An 18,119-nucleotide genomic window follows, 5' to 3' on the forward strand; every position below is an offset into this window, starting at 1 on the left:
GGTGGTCACTCGGTGGCCTCCTGGCCATGGACGAGGTAGCGGCCGGGCTGGCCCGGGATCGCGATCGGCGGCCACCCCGGGGTGGCCTTGAGGACGTGAGCGGGCCGCGGCCGGGCGCGGGCGTCCCGGATCTCGCGGGCGGTCCGTACGCGGCTGGTGGCGGCGACGACGCGGGCGGCGAGGGCCCGAGCGTCGGCGTAGACCGCAGCGCACCACTCGGCCGGCGGAAGATCGGGGTCTACGTCCTGCCGTCGAAACTGCTCGGCAGCTTCGAGGGTGGCCGCGTAGGTGCGCGGGTCCTCCGGGGCCATCTGGAGCCAGGCGGCGGAGCCGTAGGGCGGCCAGGTGGTGACCCGGAGCGCTGCGATCTGCGCCTCGGCACGGAGGGCGGTGGCCTGTCCGGGAGTGATGTTGTCGGGTACGACGCGGAGGGCCCGCGCCCGCCCGGCCGACACCGGGCGGGGGCGGTCCTCGGAGCGGCTGGTCACCGGATGGCCGAGGTCTCGGCGGTGTCGATCAGGGCCTCGACCGCGTCGAGGTGGGCGCGCAGCTTGGCGACCTTGCCGCGGGCTTCGGCGGGGGTGAGGTCGAGGTCCAGGAACCCGATCACCGGTGCACCGCCGTTCAGCTCCTCGTACGCAAAGATCGCCGCGTACAGCGGGGAACAGCTGCTCGGTCCCTCCAGGCCGAGCTGGTCCGCGGCCTCGACGTATGCGGAACGGTGCTCCTTGTGGGCGCCCCGTTCTGCGCACCAGCCGAAGCGAGCGCAGGGCTCTGCGGCAGGCGGCTCCTCGGCGCCGGAGAGGAGCGTGGTGACGCGGTCGAGGACGGCGGCGGAGTCTCCGGCCTTGCGGATCTGGCGGGCGACGGTGTCCCAGAAGGTGCAGACGTTGCTGGGCTGTCCCTGCTTGGCGTCCTCGATGCCCGCGAGGACGCGGGCGGCCCTCGGGGTGAGCGCCGGGGTGCCGGCGGCCAGTTCGTCGGCGCGGTGGCGGACCCGGTCCACGGCGTCCGCGGTGAACGTGTGCTCCCCGATCGAGACGGGGGCCGTAGCCATGCGGGCGATGGCCTCGCAGGCGGGGAGTCGGCGGCGCTGGTCAGCGTCGAAGATGTCGAGTTCCGTCCTCGCGAGGACGGGCAGGGAAGAGGTAGCGTTGTTCATCGAAGCTCCTTCACGGCCGCGCACATGGGATTGCGACTCCCGCGCGGCCGTCTGGCTGTTCCGGACAGGACGGCAGTGCTTCGGGCCCCCAGCGACCGGTGTTAGCGCACCTGCTGGGGGCCGTTCTCAAGCGGCTTCGAGCAGCCGCACCAGCGAGGCCGTAACGACTCGCTTCGACCCGAAGTCGAGGACGCGCACGGGCGCCTCGTTCCGCTTGATCAGGGCGTAGAGCTGACTGCGCGAGATCCCCAGGGCCATCGCGGCACGGTTCACGTCGACCGTGGCGGGCCATGTGCGCAGTTCGTCGAGCGTCGGGGACATCAGACACCCTTTCGATTGCGTGATCATTCCACATTTTCGATGTCCGGCTCATCGCGCAGACGATCTGGAAGCAGGGTGCACCATATGGAATGTCGAGTCAACCGGCAGACGAAAAGCCAAGCCGGTGCGTTGTCATTACGCAAGCGATGTGGCAGGCTCGGGGCATGGCAGAAGACTCGGAAGTACCTCCCACGGTGGGGAAGGTCGTGGGGGAGAACCTGAAGGCCCTACGGCAGGAGCGTCACATCACGCAGGGGGCTCTGGCCGCTGAGCTGATGCGGGCTGGCCTGAAGTGGAAGCGCACCCAGATCTCCGATCTGGAGAGCGAACGGCGCGAGACGGTAGACCTCGGCAGTCTCGTCGTGCTCGCGCAAGCCCTCGGCGTTCAGCTTCGCGACTTCTTCGCTGGCGAGGGCAACGTGATGATCACCCCACGGTCGGAGTTCCCGCAATCCTGGGCGCAAGCCACGCGAGCCGAGCTGAGAGCGTGGCTGTCAGCGGAGGACGCCAGCCTCACGGTCATGGGCACCGAGAACGTCAAGGCGGCCCTCGACCATTTCCGATGGCAGGGGCGAGACATCCCAGTCGAGGCCGACCGCGCCTTCGCCGAGCGTCACGGCGTCCACGTCCGGGATGTCGTCGCGGCCGCCGAGCAGATGTGGTCCGGCAGCCTGACGGAGGAGCGCGACCGTCGCGTTTCGGCTCTTGGGCAGCTCCCCGTAGGAGAACGCCAAGCCAAGCAAGGGCACATCACGCGCCAGCTGACCGCCGCCCTCGTGAAGTGGATGCGGTTGGACAGTCCAGCTAGCCCCGAAAGCTAGCCAGTCACACGAGGGGAGGGGTGGCGTGGCGGAGATCAAGAAAGTCACGCTGAAGAGCGGCAAGACGCGGTACCGGTTCGTCATCGACGTCGGCACCGACGAGAACGGCCGGCGCAAGCAGCTCACCGTCACGAAGGACACCGCGAAGGAAGCACGCGACGAACTCGCGCGGCTACAACACCAGCGGAGCACCGGCCAGCTGGTCATGCCGAGCAAGGTCACCGTGTCAGAGATGCTCGACTTGTTCATCGCGAGCAAGGCCGACGATCTTGAAGAGACCTCCATCGTCGGATACAGGAACTCGCTCATCCACGTGCACGCTTACCTGGGCCACAGGCGTCTCCAGGAGTGACCGAGGACGACGTCGAGTCGCTCGTCGCGTGGCTGCTCGTCAGCGCGCGACGCCGCGGCGGGAAGCCGGGCACTGGCCTGCGGACCGTCACGGCGAGCGGGGTCCTTGGTCGCCTGCGCTCGGCGCTCAACCTCGCGGTGCGGCGGCGGCTCGTCGGCCGGAACGTCGCCGAGCACATCACCATCCCACGGAAGGCCCGCAAGGCCGAGAAGCGGGACAGCCCCCGCGAGAAGCCGTGGAACGTCGTCGAGGTCAAGGAGTTCATCCTCGGCATTCGCGACGACCGGCTCTTCGGCCCGCTCCTACTCAGCCTTATGGGCCTGCGGCCGGCCGAGGTCTCGGGGCTGCGGTGGGACGACGTCGACTTCGAAGAGGGCACGCTCAGCATCACCAACACCCGGACCCTGATCGGGAACACCCGGGTCGTCGAGAAGGACACGAAGAGCGAAGCCGGGGAACGCACGCTCCCGTTGCCGGACCCGGTCCGCCTGGCCCTGCTGAGCTTCAAGGTGCTCCAGGCCGCTGAAGCCGCTACGGCGGGCGAGGCCTACACGGCGAGCCCGTACGTGTTCGTGGACTCGCTCGGCCAGCCCATGAACGGCCGGCTGTTGCGCGAGCACGCGTACCACCTCATGACGGGTCTCGACCTGCGCAAGGTGCGGCTGTACGACGCGCGGCACTCCTGCCTGACGTTCCTGGCCGTGAACGGGGTGCCGGACACGATCCTCGCCGCGTGGGCCGGCCACACGAACGCGAACTTCACGAAGCGCGTCTACGTGCACCCGACGGCGGCCGACATGCGGTCGGCGGTCGTGCATCTGAACGCACTGCTGGGGGTCGGAGGCGACGCCTCCGACCCCTCTGTGTGAGATTTTGTGAGACTTCCGCTTTCCAGCGGAGCAACAAACAGCCCCTGACCAGGGAAGCAGCCGGACGCCGTAGAACACAGCTTCGGTCATACGGTCAGTCTGGCGGCCGGGGCCGGCCGGCGGGGGCACAACGCGCCGCCGCCGGGGGCCGCGGCGGGGCGCGGGGCGGGGTCGGGTCTCGGCGGGCGGGGTCAGGCCTCGGTGGTGCCGCCGCCCGCGCCCGCCTGCTCCGCCTCGATCTTCTTGCGGACCTCGTCCATGTCCAGGGCGCGGGCCTGGCCGATCACGTCCTCCAGGGCCGCCTCGGGGAGCGCGCCGGGCTGGGCGAAGATCGCCACGCGGTCCCGGACGATCATGAGGGTCGGGATGGAGGAGATCCCGAAGGCCGCGGCCAGCTCCTGCTGGGCCTCGGTGTCGACCTTGCCGAAGAGGAGGTCGGAGTGGGTCTCGGAGGCCCGCTCGTACACGGGGGCGAACTGCCGGCACGGGCCGCACCAGGACGCCCAGAAATCGATCAGGACGAAGTCGTTCTCACTCACGACCTGGTCGAAGTTGTCCTTGGTCAGCTCTACGGTGGCCATCGCGTCGTCCCTGCTTTCGTCAACCGCGGGCCCCGTTCCGGGGCCCTGCTCAGGCGTCCCCGTCAACCACTGGCGGGTGCCGGGTATTCCGGTTCGTCCCGGGGGTCGCCCGGCACGCCCCGTACGGAGCTCTCCTCAGAACGGGTACCCGGCCGGCTCGCGCCTCATCGTGGTCCAGCGCAGTTCCGTGAAGGCGTCCAGGTTGGCCTCGCCGCCGAAGCGGGCCCCGGTGCCGGAGGCGCCGACACCGCCGAAGGGCGCGACGGCCTCGTCGTTCACCGTCTGGTCGTTGACGTGCGCGATGCCGGTGGGGATGCGGTCGGCCAGCTCCAGACCGAGTGCGATGTCACGTGTGACGATGCCCAGCGACAGCCCGTACGGGCCCGCCGAGGCCAGCTCCGCCGCCTCGTCCAGGGTCGCGAAGGACCGTACGGGTGCGACCGGCCCGAACACCTCCTCGCGGTAGGCGGGGGTGTCGTCGGTGACGCCCGCCAGCACGGTCGGCCGGTAGAACAGCCCCCAGTACGTGCCGCCCGCGACCAGCTTGGCGCCCTGGGCGGCGCTCGCCTCGACCAGCGCGTGCACCCGGTCGAGCTGGCCGCGGTCGATCAGCGGCCCGAGGTGGACCTGCTCGCGGTGCGGGTCGCCGACGGCCAGCGACTCGGCCCGCTCGGCGAGCCGCTCGACGTACTCCGCGTACAGCGACTCGTGGACCAGGTGGCGTCCCGCGGTCATGCAGATCTGGCCCTGGTGGAAGAAGGAACCCCAGGCCGCCTGGCCCACGGCGGCCTCGACGTCCGCGTCCGCCAGCACGACGAGGGCCGAGTTGCCGCCCAACTCCAGGTGCGCGCGCTTGAGTTCCCGCCCGGCGGCCGCACCGACCGCCCGCCCGGACTCGGTGGAACCGGTGAACGACACCACCCGCACCCGGGGTTCGGACACCAGCGCCGCCCCCGTGTCCCGCCCGCCGGGCAGCACGTGCAGCAGCCCCTCGGGCAGGCCGGCCGCGGCGAGCACGGCCGCCAGGGCCAGGCCGCCGGAGACGGCGGTCCGCGCGTCCGGCTTGAGCAGCACCGCGTTGCCCAGCGCCAGCGCCGGCGCCACCGAGCGGACGGCCAGCACCAGCGGCACGTTGAACGGGGCGATCACCCCGACCACCCCGGCGGGCACCCGCCGCGTGTACGAGAGCCGGGGCTCGGCGGACGGCAGCACCTGGCCGCCGGGACGGGAGGCCAGGGCGGCCGCCTCGTAGCACTCCTGGGCGGCGGTGGCCAGCTCGAAGTCGGCCTTGCCCGGTATGGAGCCGGTCTCCCGCACGATCCAGGTGCGCAGCTCGGCCGCGTGCTCGGTGAGCAGGTCGCCGGCCCGGCGCAGCACGGCCGCCCGCTCGGTGTACGGGGCCCGGCCCCACGCGCGCTGCGCTGCGGCGGCGCGGCCTGCCGCGGCGGACACGTCGGCGGGGGCGGCGAGTTCGACGGTGGCCAGGGTGTCGCCGGTGGCGGGCTCGACGACCGGGGCGGTGCCGCCCGTGAGCGGAGCGGCGGACTGCCAGGTGGCGGGGTCGAGCAGCGGCATGACGGCGCCTTTCGGGGGTGGGCGCCCGGGCGGCGGGGGCCCGGCCGGGCTGCGGGCACGCGTCATGCTAGCCACGGCCGGTCCCCATATCAGGCCGGTTATCAGGCAGTTGGTGACCGGAAACGTTCGCCGGCCGGTCGCCTGCCGGTCAGCGTTCCAGGACCAGCGCGATGCCCTGGCCGACGCCGATGCACAGGGCCGCGAGGCCGGTGCCGGAGCCGGCCGCGGCCAGCTGGTGGGCGACGGAGCCGGCGAGCCGGGCGCCGGAGGCGCCGAGCGGGTGGCCGATGGCGATGGCGCCGCCGCGCGGGTTGACCAGGGCGGGGTCGAGTTCGGGCCACTCGGCCAGGCAGCCCAGGGCCTGGGCGGCGAAGGCCTCGTTCAGCTCGAAGGCGGTCAGGTCGCCGAAGCCGCGGCCGGCCTTGGCGAGGGCGCGCTGGACGGCGTCCACCGGGCCGAGCCCGAACAGGTGCGGCTCGATGCCGGTGACGGCGGAGGTGCGGATGCGGGCGAGCGGCTCGCGGCCGGTGGCCCGCAGCCCCTCCTCGTCGGTCAGGAGCAGGGCGGCGGCCCCGTCGTTGAGCGGGGAGGCGTTGCCTGCCGTCACGGTGCCGTCGGGACGGAACGCGGGCTTGAGCCGGGCGAGGGCCTCGGGGGTCGAACCCTCCCGGATGCACTCGTCGCGCACCAGCTCGACGCCCGGGTACGGGACGACCTCGCCGTCGTACAGGCCAGCCGACCAGGCGGCGGCCGCCTTGCGGTGGCTCTCCAGCGCGAAGGCGTCCTGGGCCTCGCGGGTGATGCCGTGCTTGTCGGCGACGAGCTCGGCGCCCTCGCCGAGGGAGACGGTCCACTCCTCGGGCATCCGGGGGTTGGTCATCCGCCAGCCGAGGGTGGTGGACCACAGCTGCTGGTGGCCGGCGGGGAAGGCCCGCTCGGGCTTCTGCACCACCCAGGGGGCGCGGGTCATCGACTCCACGCCGCCCGCGACGGCCACGGAGGCGTCGCCGAGGGCGATGGCGCGGGCGGCCTGGACGACGGCCTCCATGCCGGAGCCGCACAGGCGGTTCACGGTGACGCCGGGGACGGACACGGGCAGGCCGGCGAGGAGCACGGCCATCCGGGCCACGTCGCGGTTGTCCTCGCCGGCGCCGTTGGCGTCACCGAAGACGACGTCGTCGATCCGGGCGGGGTCGAGGTCGGGCGTACGGTCCACCAGAGCGCGTACGACGTGGGCGGCCAGGTCGTCGGGGCGGACCCCGGCCAGCGCGCCGCCGAACTTGCCGATCGGGGTGCGGACGGCGTCGACGATGTACACGTCGCGGATGCTCATCGGGGTCTCTCCTGGGCCGGTCCGTGCGGGGACTGCGGGGCGCGTGCGGGGGTGCCGCTGCGCGGGGGCGCGTCTGGTCAACGCGCCCGCAGTCTCCGCCCGCCACCGCCGCGTGTCAACGGTGACCCCCGCTGACCTGCGGGTTCAGCTGGATTCGCGGGGGACCAGCCGGGCGGCCATCAGGTCGTGGCGCTCCTGGGGCTCGGCGGGTTCGCGGACCACCCGGTCGACCAGCTCGGCGAGGCTGTCGCCGGTGGGCATCTCCAGCCGGACGGTGCTCAGCCGGGGGCGCAGCAGCCGGCCGATGAGGAGGTCGTCCGCGCCGACGACGGCCACGTCCTCGGGGACGCGGAGGCCGGCGTCCTGGAGGGCGCGCATGAGGAGCATGGCGTACTCGTCGTTGTAGGCGAAGACGGCGTCGAGGGCGGGCCAGCGGGCGGCGAGGCGTTCGGCGGAGACCTCGGTGTAGCTCATGGGGAGCGGTTCGACGTGCACGCCGGTGGTGGCGGCGACGGCGCGGACGCCTTCGAGGCGGGGGGCGGAGAAGAGTTCCAGGCCTTCTTCCTCGGGGACGACGACGCCGATCCGGCGGCGGCCGCGCTCGGCGAGGTGGGCGGCGGCCCGGGCGCCGACCTCGGTCTGGTCCATGAGGAGGGCGTGGGCGCCGGCGACGGTGCGGGGGCCGAGGGTGATGACGGCGCGGGCGCCGGCGCGCTTGAGGGTGGCGACGTTGCGCGGGGAGAGGGTGATCTCGCCGAGGGAGATCACGGCCACCGGGCGGAGCTCCGCCCAGGCGCGGGCGGCCTGGTCGCCGCTGAGGCCGAGGCTGCCGTACTGCACGACGGTGTAGTCGAGGCGGCGCAGGGCCCACTGGAGTTCGTTGAGGAACCGGCTGTAGAGCGGGCCGATCGGGATGTGCGAGGTGGGCAGCAGGACGATCCGGGTGTGTCCGGCGCGGAGGCTGCGGGCGGCGGCGTGCGGGACGTAGCCCAGTTCCTCGGCGGCCTCGCGGACCTTGCGGCGGGTCGGTTCGCTGATCCGGACCGCTTCGGCGTTGTTGAGCACGTACGAGACCGTGGCGCGGGAGACGCCGGCCAGGCGGGCGACGTCGGCGCTGGTCGGAACGGAGGGGGCGGCGGCGTCGGCCGGCTGCGGCTTCGATGACTGTGACATTGCGCTGGCATCCTTCCAGACCGGTCGGGTCCGGGGTCTAGCGGATGGCCGGAAACGAATGCTACACAGTGGTTACACGAGTCATTGACACGTGTAACCAACCTGTGGACCGTGGCATACCCCCGCCCCCGCCACCACGCCTCCCCGTGCCATTGCAATGTCACCCATGACCCGGCAGCGGCACGCCCCTCGTCCGCACACTCCCCCCTGCCCTGGAGGGCACCGTGGCCCTTTCCTCCCCCGGCACCGGCACGTCCGAGGCCGGCGCCACCCCGTCCCGCCCCGCACGCGGGCTGCTCCCCCTGCTCCTGGCCGGCAACACCGCGATGTACGCCCTGTACGTCGGCGTCGCGGGCGTCCTGCTCGCGCTCCAGGTCGCCGAGATCGACCCGGCGCACAAGGTGGCCAACTTCGGCCTGATCGGAGGGGTCTCCGCGATCTTCGCGACCGTCTTCAACCCGGTCGCGGGGGCGCTCTCCGACCGCTCGGGACGGCGCAACCCCTGGATCCTCGGCGGCGGTCTGCTCGCCCTCCCCGCGATGTTCCTGCTCGGCCTGGTCGACACCATCCTGCTGATCATGATCGCCTGGTGTCTCGGGCAGGCGGTGATGAACGTCTACCAGGCCGCCCTCACCTCCGTCGTGCCCGACCGGGTGCCGGTCTCCGCGCGCGGCAGGGCCTCCGCCGCCGTCGGGCTCGGCCTGCCGTTCGGCTCCACGATCGGCGCACTGCTGGGCGCCGCGTTCTCCGACGACTACCGCACCGGCTACCTGGTGTTCGGCGCGATCGTGGCCGGCGCCGCCGTCCTGTTCACGGCCTGCACCCGGGAGGAGCGCCTGCCGGCCCGCGTGCCGGTGCCGGTACGGGCCCAGCTCGCCGCGTTCACCGCGGCCCTGCGGGACCACGACTTCCGGTGGGCGTTCATCGGCCGCGCCCTGCTGGTGCTCGGGTACTTCGCGGTGAGCGCGTACCAGCTGTACATCCTCCAGGACCACACCGTGCTGCCCGCGGGCATGGAGCCCGAGGAGGCGGTGGCGCTGCTGATGCCCCTCAACAGCGTGGCCATGGTGGTCTCCACGGTGCTCGGCGGCTACCTCTCCGACCGCTTCGACCGGCGCAAGCTGTTCGTCGGCGCCTCGGCCCTGCTGTCCGCGCTGGCGCTGCTGATCCCCGCGTTCTCCTCCGGCTGGACCGCGATGCTGGCCTTCTCGGTCGTCAACGGCCTCGGCTTCGGCTGCTACATGGCCGTCGACACCGCGCTGGTGACCATGGTGCTGCCGGCCGCGGAGGACGCCGCACGGGACATGGGCGTGCTCAACATCGCCAACGCCGGCCCGCAGATCGTCGCCCCGTTCATCGCCTCGGTGGTGGTGTCCGTGAGCGGCGGCTACACCGCGCTGTTCCTGGTGGCCGCGGTGCTGTCGGTGGCGGGCGCACTGGCTGTGAAGCCGATCCGCTCGGTGCGCTGACGGCCCGGCATCCCCCCGACCGCACCCACCACCCCACCCCCCCCAACACTCCACCCCAACCCACCCCAACCCACAACAACCGGAAGAGGCACCACGGTGCAACTGCACACCCACACCTGGGGCGAAGGCGACCGCGTCGCCCTGCTCGTCCACGGCATCATGTCCGACCACCGCACCTGGCGGCGGGTCGGGCCCGCACTGGCCGAACACGGCTACCGGGTCATCGCGGTGGACCTGCGCGGGCACGGCCGGAGCGGGCGCGGCGAGTACGGCCCGGCGCTGTTCGCCGACGACCTGGCCGAGACCCTGCCCACGGGCGCGGACCTGGCCATCGGCCACTCGCTGGGCGGCCTGACCCTGCACCTGGCCGTCGAGCGGCTGGCGCCGAAGCGCGCCGTGTACTCGGACCCGGCCTGGCACCTGGCGCTCCCCCGGGAAGGCTTCGGCCCGGAGATGTTCGCGCGGTTCAAGACGGAGGCCACCCGGGAGTCCGTGCGGCTGATGAACCCGCGCTGGGAGGAGACCGACGTCGAGGTCGAACTGGCCACCCTCGCCCTGTGGGACGAGACCACCGCGCACTGCCTGGGCCCGCTCGCCGGCACCGACCTGCTGCCGGCCGCACCGGTCGTCCCGTCACTGGTCCAGCTCGCGGACCCGAGCTTCCTGGTCGACGCCGAACGGTCGGCGCTGCTCGAGGAGCGCGGCTTCGAGGTACGTACGGTCCCGGGCGCCGGACACACCATCCACCGCGACGACTTCGACGGCTTCATGACCTCCCTGGCCGGCTGGCTCTGACGGCCCCCGCCCGACAGGCCCCAGCCCGGACCGGCCGGTCCCCCCACCCACCCCGCCAGGGACCGGCCGGTCCGTACCGTGCGGCGCCCGGGCCGCCGAGCGGGACGCCCGGGGGAGGCGCTGTCGGCTCCCGATCGGCCTCACCGCACGGCCTCGTCAACGCCGCCCCGCGGTTCGCAGCTTCCATAAATTGCAGAAGTCTGCAATTTCATAGATGCTGTGATTGCTGTGTCGAGCCGCGGATACGGCACCAGGCGTTTGCCCCGTTCGGGGTGGTGAGAAGGGTGCGAGACCGTGCCGGTTCCGCTGTACCAGGCGAAGGCCGAGTTCTTCCGGATGCTCGGGCACCCGGTGCGGATAAGGGTTCTGGAGCTGTTGCAGGGCGGGCCGATGCCGGTGCGGGACCTGTTGGCGGCGATCGAGGTCGAGCCCTCCGCGCTGTCGCAGCAGCTCGCGGTCCTGCGCCGTGCGGGGATCGTCACCTCGACCCGTAACGGTGCGACGGTCCTCTACGCCCTGGCGGGCGGGGACGTCGCGCAGCTGTTGCTGGCGGCGCGACGGATCCTCACCGAGGTCCTGACCGGGCGGAGCGAGCTGTTGGAGGAACTCCGCGAGTCCGAGGTCCCGGCCTCGTGAGCGTGAGCACGTCTCTGGCGGCCGTGCACGGCCGGATCCGTTCCGTGCTGCCGGCCCGGGCCGACTATGCGGTCATGGCCCGCAGCCCGCGCCGGGATCTTCTGGCCGGTCTCACGGTGGCGATCGTCGCCCTGCCGCTGGCCCTCGGTTTCGGGGTCTCCTCCGGGCTGGGTGCGGAGGCGGGGCTGGCCACGGCCGTGGTCGCCGGCGCGCTCGCCGCCCTGTTCGGCGGGTCGAACCTTCAGGTGTCCGGGCCCACCGGTGCGATGACCGTGGTGCTGGTCCCGATCGTCGCCCAGTACGGGCCCGGCGGCGTCCTCACCGTCGGTCTGATGGCCGGAGTGCTGCTGATCGGGCTCGCCCTGCTGCGGGCCGGACAGTACATGCGGTACGTGCCGGCGCCTGTGGTGGAGGGCTTCACCCTGGGAATCGCGTGCGTGATCGGCCTCCAGCAGATACCCAACGCGCTCGGCGTCGACAAGCCGGAGGGCGAGAAGGTCCTGGTGGTGGCGTGGCGGGCGGTCGTGCAGTTCGCCGCCTTCCCGAACTGGACGGCGATCGGCCTGTCGCTGGGTGTCGCGGCGGTGATGCTGGCCGGCGCCCGGTGGAAGCCGGCCATCCCGTTCTCGATCGTCGCGGTGATCGCCGCCACCGCACTCGCGCAGCTCTTCCAACTGGACCGGGCGACCCCCATCGGTGACCTGCCCGCCGGGCTCCCCGCACCGTCCCTCGCCTTCCTCGACCCGTCCGCGTTCGGCTCGCTGCTGGCGCCGGCGGTCGCGGTCGCGGCGCTCGCCGCGTTGGAGTCCCTGCTGTCGGCTACCGTGGCGGACGGGATGACGGTGGGGCAGCAGCACGACCCGGACAAGGAACTGTTCGGGCAGGGCGTCGCCAACCTCGCAGCCCCCCTGTTCGGCGGCGTCCCGGCCACCGCCGCGATCGCCCGCACGGCGGTCAACGTACGTACGGGCGCCTCCTCACGACTCGCCGCCCTCACCCACTCCGCGATACTCGCGGTGATCGTGTTCGCAGCCGCCCCCCTGGTCTCGGCGATCCCCCTCGCCGCGCTGGCCGGCGTACTGCTGGCGACGGCGGTCCGCATGGTCGAGGTCGGCTCGCTGCGCGCGATGGCGAAGGCCACCCGCTCGGATGCCGTCGTCCTCGTCCTGACCGCCGCCGCCACGCTGCTCCTCGACCTCGTGTACGCGGTGATCATCGGCCTCGTCGTCGCCGGTGCGCTCGCCTTGAAGGCGGTGGCGAGCCAAGCCCGGATGGAGCAGGTCGACTTCCGCCCCGACCTGCCCGGCGAGCACAGCGACGAGGAACACGAGCTCCTCGCGGAGCACATCGTGGCCTACCGCATCGACGGCCCCCTCTTCTTCGCCGGCGCCCACCGCTTCCTCCTCGAACTCTCCGAGGTCTCCGACGTCAGGGTGGTCATCCTGCGCATGGCGCGGGTGACCACCCTGGACGCCACCGGCGCACTCGTCCTCAAGGACGCGGTCGAGAGACTGAACCGCCGCGGCATCGCGGTCATGGCCTCCGGTATCCGGCCCGGGCAGCGCCAGGCCCTGGACGCCGTCGGCGCCCTGGAGCTGCTGCGCCTGGAGGGCCGCGAGTACGCCACCACCCCGGAGGCCATCGCCGGCGCCCGCAAGCAGCTGGAACAGGCGGGCCTGCTGCCCCGACCGCACCACCGACCCCACCGCACCCGGAGAGCACGATGACCGTCCCCGCCGACCTGCGCATGACCGAGGTCTCGGGCACCGAGGCCCTCTGGCTCCTCGAAGGCTCCACCCAGGGCCGACTCGTATACGTCCAACGGGAGCTCGCCGTCATCCGCCCCGCCACGCACGTCATGGAGTACGGACGCCTCATCGTCCGCGCCCCCGTGCAGGCCGCCACGGTCCCCGGCCGGGCCCTGCTGACCTACCAGGTCGACGAGATCCGCGCTCCGGCCGGGACCGGCTGGACGGTCAGCGCCCACGGCCCTGCCGACGTCATCACCAACCGGGACGAGGCCGCCCACTACCGGCGCACTCTGCGCGGCTGGGCCCACGGTCCGCACGACACCCTGCTGCGGCTGCACCCGCAGCAGGTGTCCGGGTTCCGCCTGGCCCGTCCGGCGTCCGGGGCGGGCCGGTGAGCGTCCAGGCCCCGGCGATGCCGTACCGGCACGTGCTGGACGTACCGGCCGTGGGCTCGGCCGTCCGCATCGCCCGCGAGACCACCGAACTCGTCCTCGTCGAATGCGGGGTGGGCCTTCGTCATCCGAACGTCGGTCCGGCGCTGCTGATCCTGGCCGAGCTGGTCACCAACGTCGTCCGCCACGCCGCCGCGACCTCGCCGATGATCACCGTGACCTACGCTCACGGGCCGGGGGCGTTCGCGTTCGCCGTGCACGACCGGCACCCCTACCAGCCCGCCCTGCTCGGGGCGCTCGCCACCGCCCCGGGCAGCGGCCTGGCCATGGTGGTGGAGCTGACGATGGAGCTCGGAGGCACCGCCGTCGTACGGGCGGACGCGGACGGGCGTGGCAAAGCCATCTGGATCACCCTTCCCCTGTGAAGCCGAGGAGCTGACGATGACGATCGAATGGCGCTACACGACACGCCAGGAGCTGAGTGTGCTGTCCCTGGCGGGGTATCTCGGCGCGGATGCCACCGACCGGTTCAACGGAGCCGTCGGCTGGGCCCTCGCCCGGGGCACCGGACCGGTGATCCTCGACCTGACCAGGCTGCTGGGCTGGTCGGCCGGCGGGCAGATCGCGGTCGCCCAGGCCGCCCGCCGGCTCGCCGAGCGCGGCCGCCGGCTCGAACTCGCCGCGATACCAGCCGACGGCTCCCTCGTGCCCGACGCCACCTGCCCGCCCGTGCCCGTCCACTGCGACCTCGCCCACGCCTTGGCCGCCCACGGTGCCCGCGGCACGGTCAGGCAGTGGACCACCGATGAGTGGCCTGCCGAGCAGTCCCCCAAGGCGCACGCCCGCACCTGAGACCCCGCTCCGGCGCGGTCGCGTGCACCGCCAGGAAGGTCGAGGGCCTGGTCCCCTGGTCCCGAAGGCCGAATTCCGCAGGAAAGCCCGACCGGCGCCCGCAGGGGGAGCCGAACGTCATGAACGGCGCCCCGCAGGGCGCGCGAGTTGCAGGCATCTGCAATTGTGGAGGTCACAAGGCGTGAAGAGGGGCAGACAGATGCCCCGGCGAAGGAGCGGTTCCGGGTGGGCGAGATGGGCAGTCACGGCAGGGCTACGCAGGCGAGCACACCGCTGTACCAGCTGAAGGCGGATTTCTTCAAGACGCTGGGGCACCCGCTCCGCATCCGCGTGCTGGAGCTCCTGTCCGTACGGGAGCACGCCGTCGCCGAGATCCTGGCCCAGGTCGAGGTGGAAGCCGCGAGCCTGTCGCAGCAGCTGGCCGTCCTGCGCAAGGCGAACCTGGTGGTCACCCGCCGGGAAGGTTCGAACGTGTACTACAGCCTCACCCACCCCCAGATCGCCGAGCTGCTGCGGGTCGCCCGCGGCATCCTGTCCGGCCTCCTGGAGGGGCAGGCGGAACTCCTGGCCGACCTCAAGGCCGGCCGCCACGGCTGAGTGACGGGCCGGCACCCCCCACACGGCGGCCGTCTGCCGTCGGTGCGGGTTCAACGCGCTGCCGGCACCGGAAGACGGCCGCTCCCGCCACGCGCCGAAGCTGCACCCCCTGCGGCGGTACCGGTGTCACTTCTGGGCGTGCTGCCCGAGCTGGAACAGCAACCAGACGAACCCGGCGAACAGATGCGTGCCGAAGATGTAGAAGAAGGCCCGCATCGCGACGCCCCTCTCCTTCCACTTCTCGTGATCCGCGGCCGTGTCCTTCTCGGGCAGGTTGTCCGTCATGACGCGTCTTCCTTCCTGGTACCCGGCTGGACGGCCGTCTGGGCCCTGCTTGCTCACGGCGTGCCCTCCGGCAGGATGAGGCGGACGACCACCGTCTTGCCGTTCCTCCACACCTGGGCGGCCGACTGCCCGCCGGGGTGGCGGGCCATCACCGGCTGCTTTGCCACGCCGCGCCCTCCGCCCACCACATCCAAAACTAGCAAATTGCATAACTCTGCAAGTTTAGCCGGGTGTGGGCCCGCCGGGAAGTTCACCGGCCGCGGTGCGCGGTCGGGCAGCCGGATCCCCCGCCGCGCCCGGCCCCCGGAACCGGCCCCGGGGCCGGTCAGGACACCTCGTGCACCCGCCGGCTGGTCAGCTCGTACCGGGCGCCGACCACCGCGAGGCGACCGTGGGAGATCCGGGCGGCGAGGTCCGGCTCGGCGGCCAGACGGGCCCGCACCCGGCGCACGTGTTCGGTGACCGCCGCGTCCACTCGCGCCTCGCCCTGGAGCCGGTGGTCGATCGCCGGGCGGATCCGGTCCGCCAGGAAGCGGATGTGGGCCGGAAGCTCCGCGCCGTCGTCGGCATGGACGGCCGCAGCCCACCGCCGGCCGCCGGTTCCGTCCGCGCGCCGGACGCCGCCGGCGGCCCGCACACCAGCCCGGCAGCCAGCGCCGCCGCCCCGCCGAGCCCCGCACGCGCCAGACGGCGCCGTCCCCCGAACACCCCGGATCCGCTGTCACGATCGACACTCATGTCCGGACAAACCAGCCCTAGCCCGAGTCCGGACTCCGCGCTCCGGGCCGGCCTTGAGCAAGATTCGGCAGGGCCGTTCCCGGACGGTCGAGAACCATTGCGAAGACGCGCTACCACAATCTCCCGTAAATCATCACGAAGACTGGGATTCCGGCTCCACCCTCGCCCACGGTGCGTAGTCTCTTCGTCGCACAACCGGCAGGCACTTGCCGGAAGCAAGTGCCACGAGAAGTGAGGAAGAAGTCATGGCCAACATAGAAACCTCCCTCAAGGAGATCGTGACTTCGATCGAGGGCAGCCTGGGCGCCGCCCTGGTCGACTACACCAGCGGCATGGCGCTGGGCACGATGGGAGGCGACAAGGACCTCGACCTGGCGGTAGCCGCGGCAGGCAACACGGACGTGATCCGCGCAAAGACGCGCACCATGGAACTCCTCGGTCTCGACGACGAGATCGTCGACGTGCTCATCACGCTCGGCAGTCAGTACCACCTCATCCGGCTACTCAAGGGCCGCGGCAACAACGGGCTGTTCCTCTACCTCGTCCTGGACAAGGCGAAGTCCAACCTGGCCATGGCCCGCCATCAGCTCGGCCGCATCGAAGCCCAACTGGAGTTCTGACCGGCCTCGACAGTCCGGGCTCAGCATGCCCACAAGTTGAAGACTTCTTCAATTAAACACATGCCAAATTTGCGTGTGCCGGTACGGGCGGGCGGGGTCCGATGACGCCACGTGCGGCGGCCACCGCGGCCGCCGCACTGCAGCACGGCCCGGCTCGAACCACAGCCGTGGGGTGCGGCCGGTGAATGCGGAGTGTGACCGCGGCGGCTGTCCTGCGCGCCGGGAAACCAGTAATCTCCCCGCAATGACGGCACTTTCACAGCAGAGCAGCGACCACACGGAGCAACCGGGCCGGGGTGACCCCGCGGCCACCGCCGAGGTGGACCCCGTCGCGATCGGGCCCGTGCGGACCGAGTACTCCCCCGCGTACGACGGGGATCCGGACCCGGGCGAGATCGTGTGGACCTGGGTGCCGTTCGAGGAGAACGACGGGCGGGGCAAGGACCGGCCGGTGCTGGTGGTGGCGCGGGAGGCGGGCGGGACGCTGCTGGCCGTGCAGCTGTCCAGCAAGCGGCACGACCACGACCGGGAGTGGGTGGCGATCGGCGCCGGGCCCTGGGACCGGGAGGGGCGGGAGTCCTGGGTGGACGTGGACCGGGTGCTGCGCGTGACGGAGGCCGGGATGCGGCGCGAGGCGTGTGCGCTGGACCGGGGGCGGTTCGACCGGGTGATCGGGCGGCTGCGGGAGCGGTACGGCTGGTCCTGACGGGCCGTGTACCGGCGGTCCGGACGGGCCGTATGCCGGGTTCGTCCTGTGCCGGTCCTGCGGGGTTCCTGAGGGGAACCTTAAGTACGCTTCCCGGGGCGCCCTTTGGCCGGTCGGGGTCCTAGGGTCGGGGGAACTCCCCTCCACTCCTCCCCCTTTGAGGTGCGACCGGCATGAGCCCGAGCAGAACTTCCGAACCGCTGTCCCGAGCCGAGGCCCGGCGGAAGCGGCGGATGCGTACGCGCGTCGTCCTGTCCGTCACCGCGGCGGCCACGGTCGTGGCCGTCGGGGTGGCGGTGGCCGGGGCCGGCGGGGACGGCGGGGCGGACGCGCGGGCCGACGGCGCGTCCGGGCCGGCGTCCGCGAAGGCCGCCGCCGGTGACGCGGCGGGGGCGGGATCCGTGCCCGGCGCCGGCACGTCCGGTGCGGGCGGCGGGGCCACACCGGGGGCCGGCTCTTCGGCGACGCCCGGAGCCGCGGGGGTCACGCCGACGGCTTCCGCGACTCCGGGCACCGCCACTCCGACTCCGTCGGCCGCGAACCCCGCCAAGCCGTCGAAGTCCGCGAAGCCCACCCGCAAGCCGGCCGGGACCGTGGGCGGCGGATCGGGAAGCTCGGGTGGTTCCGGCAGTTCGGGCGGGTCCGGCGGCTCGGGCGGGACCGCCGACGGCGCGACCGAGTCCGCCGTGCTGGCGATCGTCAACAAGGAGCGGGCGGCGGCCGGTTGCGGCGCCCTGACCGCGAACGACAGGCTGACCGCCGCGGCACGCAAGTACAGCGACACCATGGCCCGCAGCGGGGTCATGTCCCACACCGGCCCCGACGGGTCCACCATGACCAGCCGGGTGGAGGACGCGGGGTACGCCTGGTCGGGCCTGGGCGAGAACATAGCCCGCGGCCAGTCGGACGCGGCCGAGGTGATGAAGGCGTGGATGAACAGCCCCGGCCACCGCGCGAACATCCTCAACTGCAGCTTCCGGGAGATCGGCATAGGCGTGCACAAGGGCGACGGCGGCCCGTGGTGGACGCAGGACTTCGGCACCCCGCGGTAGTCCCGGGCCAAGGCCCTCATCCCCCAGACGTTCCCTGGC

The 18,119-nt window shown here is 72.5% G+C and carries 23 protein-coding genes; 14 read left to right on the forward strand and 9 right to left on the reverse strand.

Annotated elements, in window-relative coordinates; all coding sequences use genetic code 11:
• Window positions 1-5: 5 nt before the first annotated feature.
• From ACIQUR_RS00765 to ACIQUR_RS00775, 3 genes are all read right to left on the reverse strand, one after another.
• The gene (locus ACIQUR_RS00765) at window positions 6-488 is read right to left on the reverse strand and encodes a hypothetical protein (protein ID WP_403656364.1); all 483 of its coding nucleotides are present in this window, start codon (window positions 486-488) and stop codon (window positions 6-8) included.
• Complete coding sequence (locus ACIQUR_RS00770; RefSeq protein ID WP_403656368.1) at window positions 485-1,162, reverse strand: hypothetical protein; 678 nt, start codon at window positions 1,160-1,162, stop codon at window positions 485-487. Before ACIQUR_RS00770 ends, ACIQUR_RS00765 begins: the two co-directional genes overlap by 4 nt.
• A gap of 126 nt (window positions 1,163-1,288) precedes the next feature.
• Window positions 1,289-1,483 (reverse strand): DNA-binding protein, encoded by a 195-nt coding sequence (locus tag ACIQUR_RS00775; RefSeq protein ID WP_403656371.1) that lies wholly within the window; start codon window positions 1,481-1,483, stop codon window positions 1,289-1,291.
• A 164-nt stretch (window positions 1,484-1,647) separates the two neighbouring features.
• Here ACIQUR_RS00775 and ACIQUR_RS00780 point away from each other — a divergent pair, with 164 nt between their 5' ends.
• Genes ACIQUR_RS00780 through ACIQUR_RS00790 form a run of 3 tightly spaced genes read left to right on the forward strand, consistent with a single transcriptional unit; the run spans window position 1,648 to window position 3,525 of the window.
• Window positions 1,648-2,304: a helix-turn-helix domain-containing protein gene (locus ACIQUR_RS00780; protein WP_403656374.1), complete on the forward strand. Its 657-nt coding sequence runs from the start codon at window positions 1,648-1,650 to the stop codon at window positions 2,302-2,304.
• 25 nt (window positions 2,305-2,329) lie between these two features.
• Window positions 2,330-2,656 (forward strand): hypothetical protein, encoded by a 327-nt coding sequence (locus ACIQUR_RS00785; protein ID WP_403656377.1) that lies wholly within the window; start codon window positions 2,330-2,332, stop codon window positions 2,654-2,656.
• Entirely contained in the window at window positions 2,653-3,525 is an 873-nt protein-coding gene (locus ACIQUR_RS00790; RefSeq protein WP_403656380.1) for a site-specific integrase, read from the forward strand. Before ACIQUR_RS00785 ends, ACIQUR_RS00790 begins: the two co-directional genes overlap by 4 nt.
• Window positions 3,526-3,716: 191 nt before the next feature.
• Here the strand turns inward: ACIQUR_RS00790 and trxA are convergent, their stop codons facing one another.
• The 4 genes from trxA to ACIQUR_RS00810 all read right to left on the reverse strand — a co-directional run bounded on the left by trxA (window position 3,717) and on the right by ACIQUR_RS00810 (window position 8,187).
• The gene (trxA, locus tag ACIQUR_RS00795) at window positions 3,717-4,106 is read right to left on the reverse strand and encodes a thioredoxin (protein ID WP_403656383.1); all 390 of its coding nucleotides are present in this window, start codon (window positions 4,104-4,106) and stop codon (window positions 3,717-3,719) included.
• A 135-nt stretch (window positions 4,107-4,241) separates the two neighbouring features.
• Window positions 4,242-5,681, reverse strand: a complete 1,440-nt coding sequence (locus ACIQUR_RS00800) for an aldehyde dehydrogenase family protein (protein ID WP_403656386.1) — start codon at window positions 5,679-5,681, stop codon at window positions 4,242-4,244.
• Window positions 5,682-5,829: 148 nt separating this feature from the next.
• Window positions 5,830-7,014, reverse strand: a complete 1,185-nt coding sequence (locus ACIQUR_RS00805; RefSeq protein ID WP_403656389.1) for a thiolase family protein — start codon at window positions 7,012-7,014, stop codon at window positions 5,830-5,832.
• Window positions 7,015-7,158: 144 nt separating this feature from the next.
• Window positions 7,159-8,187 (reverse strand): LacI family DNA-binding transcriptional regulator, encoded by a 1,029-nt coding sequence (locus ACIQUR_RS00810; protein WP_403656392.1) that lies wholly within the window; start codon window positions 8,185-8,187, stop codon window positions 7,159-7,161.
• A gap of 224 nt (window positions 8,188-8,411) precedes the next feature.
• Between ACIQUR_RS00810 and ACIQUR_RS00815 the strand changes: the two genes are divergently transcribed.
• The 8 genes from ACIQUR_RS00815 (at window position 8,412) to ACIQUR_RS00850 (ending at window position 14,679) form a co-directional block, all read left to right on the forward strand.
• The gene (locus tag ACIQUR_RS00815) at window positions 8,412-9,656 is read left to right on the forward strand and encodes an MFS transporter (RefSeq protein ID WP_403656395.1); all 1,245 of its coding nucleotides are present in this window, start codon (window positions 8,412-8,414) and stop codon (window positions 9,654-9,656) included.
• 96 nt (window positions 9,657-9,752) lie between these two features.
• The gene (locus tag ACIQUR_RS00820; RefSeq protein ID WP_403656398.1) at window positions 9,753-10,451 is read left to right on the forward strand and encodes an alpha/beta fold hydrolase; all 699 of its coding nucleotides are present in this window, start codon (window positions 9,753-9,755) and stop codon (window positions 10,449-10,451) included.
• 294 nt (window positions 10,452-10,745) lie between these two features.
• Window positions 10,746-11,087, forward strand: a complete 342-nt coding sequence (locus ACIQUR_RS00825; RefSeq protein ID WP_403656401.1) for an ArsR/SmtB family transcription factor — start codon at window positions 10,746-10,748, stop codon at window positions 11,085-11,087.
• A 74-nt stretch (window positions 11,088-11,161) separates the two neighbouring features.
• Entirely contained in the window at window positions 11,162-12,814 is a 1,653-nt protein-coding gene (locus ACIQUR_RS00830) for a SulP family inorganic anion transporter (protein WP_403657916.1), read from the forward strand.
• Window positions 12,811-13,233, forward strand: coding sequence for a pyridoxamine 5'-phosphate oxidase family protein (locus ACIQUR_RS00835; RefSeq protein WP_403656404.1), 423 nt, complete (start codon window positions 12,811-12,813; stop codon window positions 13,231-13,233). Before ACIQUR_RS00830 ends, ACIQUR_RS00835 begins: the two co-directional genes overlap by 4 nt.
• 17 nt (window positions 13,234-13,250) lie before the next feature.
• Window positions 13,251-13,655, forward strand: a complete 405-nt coding sequence (locus tag ACIQUR_RS00840) for an ATP-binding protein (RefSeq protein ID WP_403657919.1) — start codon at window positions 13,251-13,253, stop codon at window positions 13,653-13,655.
• 16 nt (window positions 13,656-13,671) lie between these two features.
• Complete coding sequence (locus ACIQUR_RS00845; RefSeq protein ID WP_403656407.1) at window positions 13,672-14,082, forward strand: STAS domain-containing protein; 411 nt, start codon at window positions 13,672-13,674, stop codon at window positions 14,080-14,082.
• 234 nt (window positions 14,083-14,316) lie between these two features.
• Window positions 14,317-14,679: an ArsR/SmtB family transcription factor gene (locus tag ACIQUR_RS00850; protein WP_403657922.1), complete on the forward strand. Its 363-nt coding sequence runs from the start codon at window positions 14,317-14,319 to the stop codon at window positions 14,677-14,679.
• A 126-nt stretch (window positions 14,680-14,805) separates the two neighbouring features.
• Here ACIQUR_RS00850 and ACIQUR_RS00855 read toward each other — a convergent pair whose 3' ends face one another.
• Window positions 14,806-14,964: a DUF6126 family protein gene (locus ACIQUR_RS00855; protein ID WP_403656409.1), complete on the reverse strand. Its 159-nt coding sequence runs from the start codon at window positions 14,962-14,964 to the stop codon at window positions 14,806-14,808.
• A 325-nt stretch (window positions 14,965-15,289) separates the two neighbouring features.
• On the reverse strand, window positions 15,290-15,601 hold the full coding sequence (locus tag ACIQUR_RS00860) for a hypothetical protein (RefSeq protein WP_403656412.1): 312 nt from the start codon (window positions 15,599-15,601) through the stop codon (window positions 15,290-15,292).
• A gap of 346 nt (window positions 15,602-15,947) precedes the next feature.
• On the opposite strand from ACIQUR_RS00860, the gene ACIQUR_RS00865 reads away from it, so the two are divergent.
• The 3 genes from ACIQUR_RS00865 (at window position 15,948) to ACIQUR_RS00875 (ending at window position 18,080) form a co-directional block, all read left to right on the forward strand.
• On the forward strand, window positions 15,948-16,322 hold the full coding sequence (locus ACIQUR_RS00865; RefSeq protein ID WP_403656415.1) for a hypothetical protein: 375 nt from the start codon (window positions 15,948-15,950) through the stop codon (window positions 16,320-16,322).
• Window positions 16,323-16,566: 244 nt separating this feature from the next.
• Window positions 16,567-17,028: a type II toxin-antitoxin system PemK/MazF family toxin gene (locus ACIQUR_RS00870; RefSeq protein WP_403656418.1), complete on the forward strand. Its 462-nt coding sequence runs from the start codon at window positions 16,567-16,569 to the stop codon at window positions 17,026-17,028.
• A gap of 233 nt (window positions 17,029-17,261) precedes the next feature.
• Window positions 17,262-18,080, forward strand: coding sequence for a CAP domain-containing protein (locus tag ACIQUR_RS00875; RefSeq protein ID WP_403656421.1), 819 nt, complete (start codon window positions 17,262-17,264; stop codon window positions 18,078-18,080).
• Window positions 18,081-18,119: the final 39 nt, after the last annotated feature.

The organism is Streptomyces sp. NPDC101132, from assembly GCF_044759225.1.
GTDB lineage: Bacteria > Actinomycetota > Actinomycetes > Streptomycetales > Streptomycetaceae > Streptomyces.